The organism is Duganella sp. GW821-FHT01E12 (assembly GCF_059422325.1).
On record NZ_JBWKWR010000002.1, the window covers coordinates 276,075 to 290,899 of the forward strand.

Genomic DNA, 14,825 nt, shown 5'->3' on the forward strand with positions numbered 1-14,825 from the left:
GTCAGCCGGTCAGGAACATCTGTTGCAGGTCGTTGAGGAAGCGCTGGCCCAGTTCGGTCGGCTTGATCAGCTTGTAGTCGCGGTAGAGCAGCCCCTTGGCCTCGGCCGCGTTGAGCTGCTTCTCGATCGCGTTCAGGCTCAGGCCGGTGCGCTCGGCGAACAGGTTGGGATCGAAGCCGCCGTGCAGGCGCAGCGTGTTGAGCATGAACTCGAAGCCCATGTCGTCGCGCCCGATCTCGTACTCCTCCTGCACCGGCGCGCCCAGCCGCACCTGCTCCATGTACGCCCTGGGCTGCTTGTAGCGGGCCTGACGCAGGATGCGGTGCGGGAACGACAGCTTGGAGTGCGCGCCGGCGCCGATGCCCAGGTAGTCGCCGAACTCCCAATAATTGAGATTGTGGCGCGCGCGCCGGCCCTCCTTCGCGTAGGCCGACACCTCGTACTGGCCGTAGCCGTGGGCGGCGGTCAGCTCGGCGATCATGTCCTGCATGTCGGCGCTGGCGTCGTCGTCCGGCAGCGCCGGCGGGTACTTGGCGAACAGCGTGTTCGGCTCCATCGTCAGGTGGTACAGCGACAGGTGCGGCGGCTCGAAGGCCATCGCGGTCTCGACGTCGTGGCGCGCCTCTTCCAGCGTCTGCGACGGCAGCGCGTACATCAGGTCGAGGTTGAAGTTGTCGAAGTTGGCGCGCGCGATGTCCACCGCGCGCCTGGCCTCGTTGTCGTCGTGGATGCGGCCCAGCGCCTTCAGGTGGCGCTCGTTGAAGCTCTGGATGCCGATCGACAGCCGGTTGATGCCGCTGGCGCGGTAGGACTTGAACTTCTCGGCCTCGAAGGTGCCAGGATTGGCCTCCATCGTGATCTCGCAGTCGCTGTCGAGCGGCAGCAGGGTGCGCACGTCCGACAGCAGCCGGTCCAGCCCCGCCGCCGACATCAGGCTGGGCGTGCCGCCGCCGATGAAGATGGTGTAGATCTTGCGGCCCCAGATCAGCGGCAGCGCCATTTCCAGGTCGGTGCGCAGCGCGTCCAGGTATTCCTGTTCGGGGAAGGTGTGGCCGTCCTTGGCCTCGTGCGAATTGAAGTCGCAGTAGGGACACTTCTTCACGCACCACGGGAAGTGGATGTACAGCGACAGCGGCGGCAGCGCCTGCAGGTTCAGCGAGCCGGCCTGCAGATACCTGGCGGCCACGCCGGCCGCTTCGCTGATGTCGGTGGCCGGCTTGGCCGCCTTGCTGGCGGCGCCGGCGATTTTAATCGGGATCATTTCAGTTTCTCTACCAGTGCGCGCAGGGCCTGGCCGCGGTGCGACAGGGCGTTCTTCTCGTCGGCCGTCAGCTCGGCGGCGCATTTGCCCAGCGCCGGGACGTAGAAGTGCGGATCGTAGCCGAAGCCGCCGTTGCCGCGCGGGGTGGCGATCATCTCGCCGTTCCAGCGGCCGTCGGCGATGACCGGCTGCGGATCGTCGGCGTGGCGCACGAACACCAGCACGCAGTAGTAGTACGCGGACTTGTCGGCGTGCGCGGCCAGGTCGGCGATCATCTTCTCGTTGTTGCGGGCGTCCGATTTCGGCTCGCCGGCGTAGCGCGCCGAGTACACGCCGGGCGCGCCGCCCAGCGCGTTGACGCACACGCCGGAATCGTCGGCCAGCGCCGGCAGACCGGTCAGGCGCGAGGCGTGGCGGGCCTTTTGCAGCGCGTTTTCAACGAAGGTGTGGAACGGCTCGTCCGCTTCGGGGACGTCGTACTCGCCCTGGGCGTGCACGGAAAAACCAACCGTCGACAGCAGCTCGTTGAATTCTTTCAGCTTGCCGGCGTTGTTGGAGGCGAGGATCAGGCGTTGGGTCATGATTAATCTGGCGAAACGATGGGGGAACCTGCCATTGTAATCCTTTTGCGCGCGCCGCTCCCGCTATGGGGTCAGCAGCGACCGGACCTCCGGCTTCTGGTAGTTCTCCTGCGTGACCATGACCGCCTCCGTCAGGATGAGTGAGGGCTTGATGGCCGCGCCCTTCGCGGCGGCCAGCGCGGCGCGCATCGCCTGGTAGCCCATCTGGCGCGGGTCCTGCACCACCAGGCCATGGATTTCCTGCCGCTTCAGGCCGTCCAGCAGAAATTCGGTGGTGTCGAAGCCGACGAATTTCTTTTTGCCCGCCAGCCCGGCGTGGCGCAGCGCGCGCAGCATCCCGTCGCTGGTCGATTCGTTGACGGCGAAGATGCCGTCCACCTGGGGATACTTTTCCAGCAACGTTGCCGCGCTGCGGGCGGCCTTGCCGCGCGTGCCGCCACCATACTCGTCGGCGACCACCACCACCTGCGGCGCGTTCGCCTTCAGGTAGTCGATGAAGCCGACGGCGCGGTCGTCGGTCGAGCCGCTGGAGGGGATGGTGCGCAGCACCGCCACCGTGCCGCGCCGGTTCAGCAGGCCGGCCAGGCGCTCGGCCGCCAGGGCGCCGGCCGCGCGGTTGTCGGTGGTGACAAAGTTGGCGTGGGCGCCGCCGTCCAGCGCCGAATCGACCGCGACGATCTTGATTCCCATGGCCGCCGCCTGCCTGACCGGCTCGACCAGGCGCGCGCGGTCGGTGGAGGCGATGATGATGGCATCGACCTCCGGCCTGGAATAGATGCGCAGGATCTGGATCTGCGAATCGATGTCGTCGTTGTAGGCCGGGCCGCGCCAGGTCAGCGCGACATGGCCGTCCTCGCGCATGGCGCGCTCCACGCCTTGCCGCATGAAGGTCCAAAAGTCCTGGTCGCGCGACTTCGGGATGAAGACGACGTTGAGGTCCTTGGCATGCGCCGGCCACATCGAAAACGCGATGCACACCAGCAGGAGCGACATCCATTTTTTCATCCGGCCATTTTACAACCGGGGCGGCGCCCGATGGCGGTATTTCGGCGGCCCTGTTGCAGATCAGGCGGCCAGGCCCAGCGCCTGCTTTTGCAGCTTGATCAGGTCGGCGATGCCGCCCTGGGCCAGGTCCAGCAGGCGGTTCATGCCGGCGCGGTCGAAGGCCGCGCCCTCGGCCGTGCCCTGCACTTCGATAAAGTGGCCGGCGTCGTTCATCACCACGTTCATGTCGGTGTCGCAGCCGGAATCCTCGACGTAGTCCAGGTCCAGCACCGGCATGCCCTGGTACACGCCGACCGAGATCGCCGCCACAAAGGCCTTGAGCGGGATCGCCGGCACCGCGCCGCGCTCGACCAGCTTGGAGAAGGCGTCATAGGCCGCCACCATGGCGCCTGTGATGGAGGCGGTGCGGGTGCCGCCGTCGGCCTGGATCACGTCGCAATCGAGGTTGAGCGTGCGCTCGCCGAACGCCTCCAGGTCGAACGCGGCCCGCAGCGAGCGGCCGATCAGGCGCTGGATCTCCTGGGTGCGGCCGGACTGCTTGCCGCGCGCGGCCTCGCGGTCCATGCGGGTGTGGGTCGAGCGCGGCAGCATGCCGTATTCGGCCGTCATCCAGCCCTGGCCCTTGCCCTTCAGGAAGCCGGGCACCTTCTCCTCGATGCTGGCGGTACAGATCACCTTGGTGTCGCCGCACTCGATCAGCACCGAGCCCTCGGCGTGCTTGGTGTAGTTGCGGGTCAGGCGCAGGGTGCGCAGCGCATCGACCGCGCGGCCGCTGGGACGGGATTCAAATGACATAAACAGTATTCCTTATTTGAGGATTTGGGAGGATTTTTCGATGGCGCCGCGGATCTCGGCGATGGCCTTCTCGATCTCGTCGTCGTCGAAGGCGTCCGCTTCCGTGGCCGGCGCGGCGGCCTGCTCGGGCACCGGGGCGCTGTTGATCGTGGTGCTGTGCAGGTCCTGCGGCAGCGCCTCGGTCGAGATCACGGTCGACAGCTCGGCCGCCGCCAGCGTGCTGGCGCCCATGCTGTCGACCATGGAGCTGCCCTGCCACATGATGGCCAGCGCCGTGACGTTGTCGCTGGCGCTGCCCGCCGCGCCCAGCGCCGCCTGCAGCAGGTCGGGCACGGCCCGCACCACGGTCTGGCTGTGCAGGCGCCGCGCCAGCTCGTCGTCCGGCAGCATAGACCACAAACCGTCCGAGCACAACAGCATCAAATCGCCCGGCAGCATGCCGGCGCCGCCCGAGATTTCCACCTTCGGCAGGCTGTCGGCGCCCAGGCAGTTGTACAGCTTGTTGCGGTCGGGATGGGTGGCGCGCTCGGACGGCAGCGCCAGGCCCTTGGCGATCAGGCTTTCCACGTGCGAGTGGTCGCGCGTGCGCGCCAGGATCTGGCCGTCGCGCATCCAGTACAGGCGCGAATCGCCGCAGTGCGCCCAGGTGGCCGTGTTGTGCTGGATCAGGCAGGCCACGATGGTGGTGCGCGGCGTCTCCGGCAGCTGGTGCTCGTGGCGGTAGCGGTGGATGTCGTGGTGGGCCGCCAGGAAGGCCTGCTCCAGAAAGCGCTGCGGCTTTTTCACGTAGGGCGTGGCCTGCTGCTGGAACAGCGCCGACACGGTCTGCAACGCCACGGTGGCGGCGATCTCGCCGCGCAGGTGGCCGCCCATGCCGTCGGCCAGCACCAGCAGCAGCGCGTCGCGGGTGAAGCTGTAGCCCATGCGGTCCTGGTTGACCTTGCGGCCGCCGATGTGACTTTCCTGGTACACGGAGAATTGCATGGTGCGGCCTCTTGTCGTCTTGTCGGTTAAATCAGCGTGTCGGGTCCGGCCTTGGCCTGGGCCTTGGCCTTGGGCTTGTCCTGCCCGCCCAGCCGGCCCACCAGGCCGCGCCAGCCGGCGCCCAGCCGCTCCATCACACCCGGCGGCGGAGGCGGCGCGGCGGGCGGCGGCGGCGCCGCCTGCAGCACCTTCTGCAGCGCGAACAGGCTTTGCGGCCGCTCCAGCGGGTCCAGCGCCAGGCACCAGCGCACCATTTGCACCAGCTCCGGCGTGTACTGGCCTTCCAGCTTGTCGAAATGGCCGGCCATCTTGTCCTCGGTCTTGCGCTGGTCGGCCGGCTGCGGCGGCGCGCCGGCCATGCAGGCGAACATCGAGGCGCCGATGCTGTACACGTCCGACCACGGCCCCAGCCCGCCGGCCTTGGCGTACAGCTCGGGCGGGGCGAAGCCGGGGGTGTACATCGGCGTCAGCGTCGGCAGGTCGTTGTTGACGGTCTGGCGGGCGGCGCCGAAGTCCAGCAGCATCGGCGTGCCGTCGGTGCGCAGGTAGATGTTGGCCGGCTTCAGGTCCAGGTGCAGCAGCTTGTTGGCGTGCACCTCGCGCAGGCCCTTGAGCACTTGCAGGAAGATGGTGCGGATGAAGGCCTCGCCCACCTTGCTGCCCTTGGCGCGCTGGCGCTGGATGTGCTCCTGCAGCGAGTGGCCCGATTCGTAGGCCATCACCATGTAGACGGTGTCGTTGGCGCGGAAGAAGTTGAGCACGCTTACAACATTGGGATGCGAAATGCGCGCCAACGCCCGGCCCTCCTCAAAAAAGCACTTGAGGCCGATGCGGAACACGGGCAGATGCGCCTTGGAGATGGTCGGCACCAGTTCGCCCTCCTGCCGCAGGGCCAGGGAACTGGGCAAATACTCCTTGATCGCCACCGCCACGCCGTCGCCGTCGTACGCCAGATAAACAATACTGAACCCACCGGACGCAATTTTCTTTACAATGCGATATCCAGCAATTTCCAGACCATCTGGTAACGGGGCGTTGTTTTGTGCAGCCATAGGATTCCTCGCCTCAACAACCGGATTGTGTGGATAAATCACTGTTTTGTAAAGATTAAATCGGGGACATCCATTGAGCATTTCCAGTATGACGGGCTACGCCGTCGCCACCAGTGAAAGTGCGGCGGGAACACTGACTATCGAAATCAAGAGCGTCAACTCGCGATTTTTAGACCTTCAGTTTCGAATAAACGACGATTTGCGAGCGCTTGAACCCGATTTGCGCTCGGCGATCATGGCGGCCATCACGCGCGGCAAGGTGGAATTGCGCCTCAGTTTCGGCCGCAAGGCCGCGACCACCGGCTCGCAGGCGCTGAACCTGCCGCTTTTGACCGAATTACAACGCTTGCAAGCCGAAGTGAGCGGCCATTTCCCTGCCGCCGCCACCATGTCGGTGGCCGAGCTGCTGCGCTGGCCGGGCGTGATCGAGGAAGCCCAGATCGGCCAGGAGTCGCTGCAGGCCGACGTCGCCGCGCTGACCGCGCGCACGGTGCAGGCCTTCGTCCACAGCCGCCAGCGCGAGGGCGCGGCGCTGGAAGCGATGCTGACCTCGCGCATCGAGGCGATGGAGGTGATCGTCAAGCGCATCACGCCGCTGATACCGCAGGTGGTGGCGGCCTTCCAGCAGAAGGCGGTCGAGCGCATGCAGGACGCGCTGGGGCTGGCCTGCCAGGGCTCCAACTCGGCGCTGTCGCGCCAGGACGCACTCGAGCGCATCCGCCAGGAGGTGATCCTGTACGGCATCCGCATCGACGTAGCCGAGGAGCTGGGCCGGCTGTCGGCGCACCTGACCGAGACGCGCCACATCCTGAAAAAAGGCGGCCAGGTCGGCAAGCGCCTGGACTTCATGATGCAGGAGCTCAACCGCGAAGCCAACACGCTGGGCGCCAAGGCCTCGGTCAAGGAACTGGCCGACGCCTCGATGGAACTCAAGCTGCTCATCGAACAAATGCGCGAGCAGGTGCAGAACCTGGAGTAAGGTGCGCTGGCGGCCGCAATTACCGGCGGATCCGCTTCACCGCGGACGCTATAGCCGGCATATAGCTGGGATGCAGGATACCCATCTTGGGCAAAGGGATGTTGGCTTGCGATCCTGGCGCGGGTTCGAACCAGTCGCTGTCAAACGGCAGCTGAACCTGATAGGCAACGTCAAACTTGGTTCGGTGCGACAGGCCGCTGACCGCAAAACCCGCATCAGCGGGATCCAGCACCACCTCGGTCGGATAGATATGGTCCGTCTTTTGGCTGGTGCCGTACACCACTGAAACCTCATGCGTTGGCGGCGCGACCCGCGCGACCAATGCAGGTCTTTTCTTGGGACCGGGCACCCCCGCCAACTGCAGAAAAGCGCACCAGACGATATCCCCCGGCGCCGGCAGGGGATGGAACCTGCGTGGTGTTGTCCGGCGCGCCACGGATCAGAATATCCGCTGAGTGAACTGCTCGTCCGGCGTATCGGTCGCGTTGCTGGCCTGACGAATGGCCCGGATCTGCTCGACCGTCAACGGCCCGTCGTCCTGCTCGTAAAAAGGCAAATACCGGCCAGCCATTTGCTTCAATGCCAGATGGGCCACTTCTGTTTTAGTCAGACCCGTCACCTTCATCAGCTTCTCGACAGTCGCCTCGCTGACTCCAGTCGGGGTATCGCGCTCGCGCAAACGCAGCAGAAATTGAGGCGCAGCTTTTGCCGCAGGTTTTGACATTTCAAACTCCCCCGACCGGATCAATGTATATCTAAAGTATATCAGTGACGGCCAATTGCGGCTTGACGATAACTATGCCAGCTGGTTCAGCTTGACAAGCTGCGCGTCCGCCACGCCATCGATGGCCTTCAGCAGCTCCAGGAAATGCGGCGTGGTGAAGTGGAACTCCAGCGCCTCGGCGCCGCGCCAGGCCTCGATGACGACGAAGCGGCCCGGATGCTCCAGGTCCGCGTGCAGGTCGTAGCGGATGCAGCCCGCTTCGGCCCGGCTCGGCGGCACGACGCGCTCCAGCGCGGCCTTGAGCACGGCCTCGTGGCCCGGCTTGGCGGTCAGGGTGGCGACGACGATCAGTTCTTGCATGGGGACTCCTGTGTGTGATGAGAAAATCCAAGCTGGGGACGATTGAAAAAACGGCAAGTGCACCCGCAAAAAAATCCCGCTATCATCGCCCCATCGACCGGCAAGGAGCGACGCATGGCACAGATCAGGGTGGGCATAGGCGGCTGGGACTACGCGCCGTGGCGCGAGACCTTTTATCCCCAAGGCACGCCGCAGAAGAAGGCGCTGGAATACGCCAGCCGGCAAGTGACCAGCATTGAAATCAACGGCACCTTCTACCGCACCGCCAAGCCCGAGCACTTCGCCGCCTGGGCCGCGCAAACGCCGGACGACTTCGTGTTCTCGGTCAAGGCCAGCCGCTACGCCACCAACCGCAAGGTGCTGGCCGAGGCCGGCGAATCCATCGAGCGCTTCATGGGCAGCGGCCTGGACGAACTGGGCGCCAAGCTCGGCCCCATCCTGTGGCAGCTGGCCGCCACCAAGCAGTTCGACCCCGACGACCTGCAAGCGTTCTTCAAGCTGCTGCCGGTCAGGCTGGGTACGCGCAAGCTGCGCCATGTGCTCGACGTCCGCCACCCCAGCTTCCTGTGCGACGACTATTACCAGCTGGCGCGCAAGCACAAGATCGCCACCGTCATCACCGATTCGCCCAAGTATCCCAACGTCGCCGAAGTCACCGGCGAGTTCGTCTACGCGCGCCTGATGGACGCCCGCAGCGACCTCGAAACCGGCTACACCAAGCCCGCGCTGAAACGATGGGCCGAGCAAGCGCGCCAATGGCAGCAAGGCGCCAAGTCCGGCGACGCCTACCTCTACTTCATCAACGGCGCCAAGGAACGCGCGCCGGCCGCCGCGCTGCAGCTGCTCGCACTGCTGTAAATTGGCTGCCCATGCTTGCTCTTGGTAAAATACGTCTTTGGGCGACGCAGTTGTGCGCCCGCTGACGTTTTCGAAAGAGAGACATGAGCTCAACCAACTCATTCGCAGGCAGCCTGTTCATGGTGGTCGCGCCCTCGGGCGCCGGCAAGTCCACGCTGGTCAACGCGCTGCTGGCGCAGGAACCGACCATCAAGCTGTCGATATCCACCACCACCCGCGCGCCGCGTCCGGGCGAGACCCACGGCAAGGAATACTACTTCACCACCGCCGAGGATTTCGTCGCCCGCGCCGACGCCGGCGAGTTCCTGGAATGGGCCGAGGTGCACGGCAATTACTACGGCACCTCGCGCATCATGGTCGAACAACAGATGAAGACCGGCACCGACATCCTGCTGGAAATCGACTGGCAGGGCGCGCGCCAGGTGAAGAAGCAATTCCCGCAGGCGGCCGGCATTTTCATCCTGCCGCCATCGATCGACGCGCTCGAGGAACGGCTGAAGAAACGCGCCACCGACGCACCGCATGTGATCACGCGCCGGCTGCTGGCGGCGGGCGGCGAAATCGCCCACGCTCCCGAGTTCGAGTATGCTATCATCAACGAAGAATTTGCAGTCGCCCTGTCGGAACTGACGGCGATTGTCAGAGCGGCCCGTTGCCGGTTTGCGCAACAAGCGGCGCGCAACGCCTCGCTATTTGCCCAACTGGGTATCCACGCTGAATAAATACACAAGATTTTAGGAGTTAAGATGGCCCGCATTACTATTGAAGATTGTTTGAAAACTATCCCTAACCGTTTCCAGCTGACCCTGGCCGCGACCTATCGCGCCCGTCAACTGCTGCAAGGCCACACGCCCAAGGTCGAAGCCAAGGACAAGCCGACCGTCGTCGCGCTGCGCGAAATCGCCGCCGGCAAGGTCGGTCTGGAAATGTTGAAAAAGGTCCCAATGTAAGTTGGGCCCGGCGTTCCCGAACAATGTGAATGGTGCGGTTTAGCAGTAGTATGGGATATCCTTATCCTACATTCTCATCGAGACGGAACGCGAACGTATGAATCTGATCCCTGCCGATCCGACATTGAGTGGCATGCCCGCCAGGGCGAACCAGCCGGCCCCAGCGCCGGCTGCGGCCACGTCCGGCGCCGACGCAGGGGATAGCACCGCCACCATCGCCTCATCCGCACCAACCCCCATCCCGCCTGTGATTTCTTCGTCGCCCCTGGCCACGCCCACCCTGACCGCCGGCGTCGCCTCCGTCACGCATCTGACCGAAAAACTGGCCGAGTACATGAACGCCGCCGACCTGAAAAAGGTCAAGGAAGCCTACCGCTTCTCGGACGAAATGCACCTGGGCCAGGTGCGCAAATCGGGTGAGCCCTACATCTCGCACCCGATCGCCGTGGCCGAGATCTGCGCCGACTGGAAGCTCGACGCCCAGGCCATCATGGCGGCGCTGCTGCACGACGTGATGGAAGACCAGGACGTCAAGAAGGAAGAGCTGATCGAGCGCTTCGGCGCGCCGGTGGCCAACCTGGTCGACGGCCTGTCCAAGCTGGAGAAGATCGAGTTCCAGAGCCAGATCGAGGCGCAGGCCGAGAACTTCCGCAAGATGCTGCTGGCGATGGCGTCGGACGTGCGCGTCATCCTGATCAAGCTGGCCGACCGCCTGCACAATATGCGCACCATGGAGGTGATGGCGCCGGCCAAGAAGGCGCGCATCTCCAGCGAGACCATGGAAGTGTACGTGCCGATCGCGCACCGCCTGGGCCTGAACAACATCTACCGCGAGCTGCAGGACCTGTCGTTCTCGCACCTGTACCCGCTGCGCTACCGCACGCTGGCCAAGGCGGTCAAGGCGGCGCGCGGCAACCGGCGCGAGGTGGTCAAGAAGATCCTCGAATCGGTCAAGAACACGCTGGCCATGGCCAACATCGAGGCCGAGGTCTACGGCCGCGAGAAGACGCTGTACGGCATCTACAAAAAAATGCGCAGCAAGCACCTGTCGTTCTCGCAGGTGCTGGACGTGTACGGCTTCCGCGTGGTGGTCGACAGCTTCCCCAACTGCTACGTGGCGCTGGGCACCTTGCACTCGCTGTACAAGCCGATGCCGGGCAAGTTCAAGGACTACATCGCGATCCGCAAGCTCAACGGCTACCAGTCGCTGCACACCACCTTGATCGGCCCGTACGGCACGCCGGTGGAGTTCCAGATCCGCACCCAGGAGATGCACCGCACCGCCGAATCCGGCGTGGCCGCGCACTGGCTGTACAAGAACGGCGACGCCAACATGTCGGACATGCAGCAGCGCACCCACGCGTGGCTGCAGTCGCTGCTCGACATCCAGCAGCAGACCGGCGACTCGGCCGAATTCCTCGAACACGTCAAGGTCGACCTGTTCCCCGACTCGGTGTACGTGTTCACGCCCAAGTCCAAGATCATCGCGCTGCCGCGCGGCGCCACGCCGATCGACTTCGCCTACTCGATCCACACCGGCATCGGCGACCACACGGTGTCGGTCAACATCAACAACGAGCCGGCCTCGCTGCGCACCGAGCTGCGCAACGGCGACATCGTCGAGATCGTCACCGACGCCAACTCGCGGCCGAGTCCGACGTGGCTGTCGTTCGTCCGCACCGGCAAGGCGCGCTCGGCGATCCGCCACCACCTGCGCACCATCAACCTGCCGGAATCGATCACGCTGGGCGAGCAGCTGCTGTCGCATGCCTTGACCTCGCTGGGCATCAACCCGGAGCTGGAAGAGCATCTGGTGGAGCGGCTGCTGAACGAATCGAGCGCCAAGTCGCTCGACGAGCTGTATGCCGACATCGGCATCGGCAAGCGCATGGCGGCGCTGGTGGCGCGCCACATCTTCGGCCTGCGCGGCGGCGAATCGGCCAGCGCGCCGGTCGACCACAACAGCGCGGCCGAGCTGGACCCGGTGACCATCTGCGGCAGCGAAGGCGTGTCGGTACAGCTGGCGCCGTGCTGCCTGCCGATCCCGGGCGACTCCATCATCGGCCAGCTGCGGCGCGACCAGGGCCTGCTGGTGCACACCGGCGACTGCACGCTGGCCAAGCGGCAGAAGATCAAGGAACCGGATCGCTGGATCGCGGTCAAGTGGGGCACGGAACTGAACCGCCGTTTCGACAGCCGCATCAAGCTGCTGATCAACAACGAGAAGGGCATCCTGGCGCGCGTGGCGGCCGAGATCGGCGAGTCCGACGCCAACATCACGTATGTCGGCATGGACGAGGACAAGGAACACGTGCTGCACCAGCTGCGCTTCACGATCCAGGTGAAGGACCGCGTGCACCTGGCGGGCCTGCTGCGCAACGTGCGCCGCGTGGCCGGCGTCAACCGCATCCTGCGCGAGCGCAGCTAAGCCGCGTCGCGCAGCACAACAAGGGCAGGCATCGCGCCTGCCCTTTTGCGTTTACTGCTGCTGCGGAGGCAGGCTGATCGGTGGTGGCGACAGCGCGACGGTGACGCTCTGCACCGTGCTGTGAATGCCGTCAGCCTGGGCATCGATCTCGATCACGCCGTCGCTCAAACCGGTCAGGGTACGGCTCCAGTTGCCTTGCGCGTCAGCCAGCACACTGACCGAAGTCAGCCAGCCGGTGCTGCGGTTAGTGGCCGTCAACAGCACATTGGCACCCGGCGCAGCGGTGCCGCTGACCGGAAGATCAGACATGATCCAGGTTCCGCTTGGCAGCACCACGGTCGGCGTCACGGCATCGTTGATCGCCACCGTCACGCTCGATGGTTTGACCACGGTGTAATCGATGTCGGTGCTGGTAACGGTATGCGTGATGACGCCGCTGTGCTTGCCTTCGGCCACGCCATCCTGCAAGGCCTGCACGCTGACCACTTGCGGCACGTTCCAGTTGTCCGGCGTGAAGACCAGCTTGGTGCGCGCGACGCTAAGCTGCTTATCAGGGCTTATCGCCACCGTAACATCGGCGATCGGAATTTGAGCCAACACCACTGAGTAAGTGCCAGCAGCGCCACCTTCGGTGAGCGACAAGGGATCAGCGGACACGATCAGGCCGGCAGCCACTCCCAAATCGGCAACCCCAATCGACAACTTGCCGGGACTATTCGGTACATACTGATTGGACTCAAATGCGAGATAGCGCCCATCAGCACTGAATTTCGACCAAGTCACAGCACGACCACCGGTGAAGGCGCCAGGAATGCTCCGCGTAACCTTTGTCAACCGATCATACACATACAGGTTCCTGACGCCAGGCACGGGATTGGCAACGAAAGCGACATAGCGTCCGTTAGTACTCAACGCGGGATAATTGGCAGGGCCTTTACTCACTAACTCGGTCCTCCCTGCCGCCCGGTCCCGGACGATAATGCCGCCAGAATTTGGCGGAGGCGGCGTGGTTAAGCTGGGATCGCCCGATAAGAACGCGACGACACTACCGTCTGCGCTCATAGTCGACTGAGTTCCACCTTGAGGACCACGCACGCCTGCCGTATTTACATTTATCGTTTCAGTGATGCCCTTCAAAACATCATAGACCGACACATCAGCGGTCGAAGCACCTGGCGTCAGGCGCCCATCGTATGAAACGAAGCGGCCGTCAGCGCTGATTGTAGTCAAGGCCGGAAATCCGATTGGAGTTAGCGCCTTGGCGTTAGTAGTCCGCGTGGTCTTGTTCAGCATATCGCGAACGAAGAGCGAGAAAACTCCCGCCACATCATTAGAACGATACGCGACGTATCGTCCATCCGCGCTAATCGCCACAGCCCCCAATCGGTTCACCATATTTGACGTTGGCAACACTTCAGTCTTATTGTGAATACGGTCGTAGACATAATAAGACTGGCTCCCTGCGGAAGGCTGCGAGCCCATGGTCGTAGACAGACAGCCGAAGACCACATAACGTGCATCCCCACTCATCGCTGGTGCATCACACTGCGCTGCGGTCGGTGCATCACCGGTGGCCATCAAGTTAGCCTGTACCCGCGTGTCATTGATCAAATCATGAACGTAGATATTGACGGTACTTGTGCCTGCAGTTGCAACGCGATAAGCCGCATAATGGCCATCCGCGCTCAACGTCAAGTTCAAAGTACCCGTCATCGGCGGCAACTGCACGTAGCGAACAGAGATATCTGGGGCGGCGAACGCCGTGCCTGCGACCATACTCAGCGATGCGCCAACGACACCCAACGCGAAACGACTCCAACGACGATGTAATAACTCCATGCAAACTCCCCAATGTAAATTGTCAATAACATAATTCAAGTAAAAGTTCTCGCTTGGAATTATTTCATTTGGGAATTTACCATAAAAGTAACATTGCAAATAAAAGATATTTTATTTATCAACTCACTTGGGGTTGGCAGGTCAAGGGAGTTGAAGCGGGTCGTACCAATAGGCCTTGTTGCCCAGCGGCGTCTGCGGGGATAGCAGTGGATTGTCCAGCTTGAAGATGCGGCGCGAGCGCAGCCCCGCCTTCTCGATCAGGCCGTCATAGAACTCGTGGAAGATTTGATCGAAACGCCCGTCGGCGATCAGCAATTGCAGCCCGTACTCCAGCCGCCGCGCCAGCCTCGGCTGCCCGCCGACAAAGAAATAGCGCGGCAACGGCACATAGATCGCGATGCTGCGCTCCACCGCCAACTGCGGAAACGCCGGCGCATATTCGTCGCGCTCGAACAGCGCCTCGTCTATCGCGCGCGGAAAATACTCGAAACGATGCGCCGCCAGCATGCGGTGCAGCCCCGCCGTCGTCGGGCCGCCGACCACCTGGAACCCGGCCGCCGCCAGCACCGCCGTCGAACTCCACTGCCGCCCCGCCCCCAGGCTCTTGGCCTTCAACTGCGCCAGCGTGCGCACCTTGGAAAACTCGGCCTGGTCGCGGCCATCGATCAGCGCGATGCGATAGCCCGACAGCCCCTTGTCCACCGGAATGCGCACCGGTATCAGCTTCTGCTCCCATTCCGGCGACGTCACCTGCGCGCTGAGGTTGACCTCGCGCCCCTTGATCATCTCCACCATCAACCGGTCGCGCTGCACGCGCAAGGTCGAGACCTTCAGCTCGTAGGCGCCGTACCTGGCGCGCGAGGCTTCCAGCGCCGCCGTCAACAGGTGCCTGACATGGCTGTCGTTGTATTCGGACTTGCTGGAATTGAGGTCGATGACGTAACGATCCAGCGCCGCCGCCTGCGCCTGCCAGCCCAGCAGCGCCAGCAGACACGCCCAACGGCGCACG

16 protein-coding genes are annotated in these 14,825 nt (G+C 63.9%); 5 read left to right on the forward strand and 11 right to left on the reverse strand.

Translation table 11 applies throughout. The features are described from left to right. Nucleotide 1: 1 nt before the first annotated feature. From hemW to AC07WS_RS06545, 6 genes are all read right to left on the reverse strand, one after another. Nucleotides 2–1,261, reverse strand: a complete 1,260-nt coding sequence (gene hemW / locus AC07WS_RS06520) for a radical SAM family heme chaperone HemW (protein WP_494728271.1) — start codon at nt 1,259–1,261, stop codon at nt 2–4. After that, nucleotides 1,258–1,842, reverse strand: a complete 585-nt coding sequence (gene rdgB / locus AC07WS_RS06525; RefSeq protein ID WP_070270546.1) for an RdgB/HAM1 family non-canonical purine NTP pyrophosphatase — start codon at nt 1,840–1,842, stop codon at nt 1,258–1,260. Before rdgB ends, hemW begins: the two co-directional genes overlap by 4 nt. Nucleotides 1,843–1,905: 63 nt before the next feature. Then, complete coding sequence (locus AC07WS_RS06530) at nt 1,906–2,835, reverse strand: ABC transporter substrate-binding protein (RefSeq protein ID WP_494728272.1); 930 nt, start codon at nt 2,833–2,835, stop codon at nt 1,906–1,908. 72 nt (nt 2,836–2,907) lie between these two features. Then, nucleotides 2,908–3,642, reverse strand: a complete 735-nt coding sequence (gene rph, locus AC07WS_RS06535) for a ribonuclease PH (protein WP_494728273.1) — start codon at nt 3,640–3,642, stop codon at nt 2,908–2,910. Nucleotides 3,643–3,654: 12 nt separating this feature from the next. Then, nucleotides 3,655–4,626 (reverse strand): PP2C family protein-serine/threonine phosphatase, encoded by a 972-nt coding sequence (locus AC07WS_RS06540; RefSeq protein ID WP_494728274.1) that lies wholly within the window; start codon nt 4,624–4,626, stop codon nt 3,655–3,657. 26 nt (nt 4,627–4,652) lie between these two features. Beyond that, nucleotides 4,653–5,678, reverse strand: coding sequence for a serine/threonine protein kinase (locus AC07WS_RS06545; protein WP_494728275.1), 1,026 nt, complete (start codon nt 5,676–5,678; stop codon nt 4,653–4,655). Nucleotides 5,679–5,766: 88 nt separating this feature from the next. Between AC07WS_RS06545 and AC07WS_RS06550 the strand changes: the two genes are divergently transcribed. After that, nucleotides 5,767–6,657, forward strand: coding sequence for a YicC/YloC family endoribonuclease (locus AC07WS_RS06550; RefSeq protein ID WP_161091886.1), 891 nt, complete (start codon nt 5,767–5,769; stop codon nt 6,655–6,657). Between the two features lie 19 nt (nt 6,658–6,676). Here the strand turns inward: AC07WS_RS06550 and AC07WS_RS06555 are convergent, their stop codons facing one another. From AC07WS_RS06555 to AC07WS_RS06565, 3 genes are all read right to left on the reverse strand, one after another. Continuing rightward, nucleotides 6,677–6,979: a hypothetical protein gene (locus AC07WS_RS06555; protein WP_494728276.1), complete on the reverse strand. Its 303-nt coding sequence runs from the start codon at nt 6,977–6,979 to the stop codon at nt 6,677–6,679. Nucleotides 6,980–7,096: 117 nt separating this feature from the next. Further along, on the reverse strand, nt 7,097–7,381 hold the full coding sequence (locus AC07WS_RS06560) for a hypothetical protein (protein WP_494728277.1): 285 nt from the start codon (nt 7,379–7,381) through the stop codon (nt 7,097–7,099). Nucleotides 7,382–7,453: 72 nt separating this feature from the next. Next, on the reverse strand, nt 7,454–7,741 hold the full coding sequence (locus tag AC07WS_RS06565) for a putative quinol monooxygenase (RefSeq protein WP_494728278.1): 288 nt from the start codon (nt 7,739–7,741) through the stop codon (nt 7,454–7,456). 114 nt (nt 7,742–7,855) lie between these two features. Between AC07WS_RS06565 and AC07WS_RS06570 the strand changes: the two genes are divergently transcribed. The 4 genes from AC07WS_RS06570 to AC07WS_RS06585 all read left to right on the forward strand — a co-directional run bounded on the left by AC07WS_RS06570 (nt 7,856) and on the right by AC07WS_RS06585 (nt 11,977). Beyond that, nucleotides 7,856–8,599, forward strand: coding sequence for a DUF72 domain-containing protein (locus AC07WS_RS06570; RefSeq protein WP_494728279.1), 744 nt, complete (start codon nt 7,856–7,858; stop codon nt 8,597–8,599). An 83-nt stretch (nt 8,600–8,682) separates the two neighbouring features. Continuing rightward, nucleotides 8,683–9,321 carry a guanylate kinase gene (gmk, locus tag AC07WS_RS06575; protein ID WP_494728280.1) on the forward strand — a complete coding sequence of 213 codons (639 nt, stop codon included), beginning with the start codon at nt 8,683–8,685 and terminating at the stop codon, nt 9,319–9,321. 24 nt (nt 9,322–9,345) lie between these two features. After that, entirely contained in the window at nt 9,346–9,549 is a 204-nt protein-coding gene (gene rpoZ / locus AC07WS_RS06580; RefSeq protein ID WP_008451304.1) for a DNA-directed RNA polymerase subunit omega, read from the forward strand. A 97-nt stretch (nt 9,550–9,646) separates the two neighbouring features. Beyond that, the gene (locus AC07WS_RS06585) at nt 9,647–11,977 is read left to right on the forward strand and encodes a RelA/SpoT family protein (protein ID WP_494728281.1); all 2,331 of its coding nucleotides are present in this window, start codon (nt 9,647–9,649) and stop codon (nt 11,975–11,977) included. Between the two features lie 51 nt (nt 11,978–12,028). Here AC07WS_RS06585 and AC07WS_RS06590 read toward each other — a convergent pair whose 3' ends face one another. Further along, complete coding sequence (locus AC07WS_RS06590) at nt 12,029–13,816, reverse strand: hypothetical protein (protein ID WP_494728282.1); 1,788 nt, start codon at nt 13,814–13,816, stop codon at nt 12,029–12,031. A 141-nt stretch (nt 13,817–13,957) separates the two neighbouring features. After that, the gene (locus AC07WS_RS06595) at nt 13,958–14,824 is read right to left on the reverse strand and encodes a hypothetical protein (protein ID WP_494728283.1); all 867 of its coding nucleotides are present in this window, start codon (nt 14,822–14,824) and stop codon (nt 13,958–13,960) included. Nucleotide 14,825: the final 1 nt, after the last annotated feature.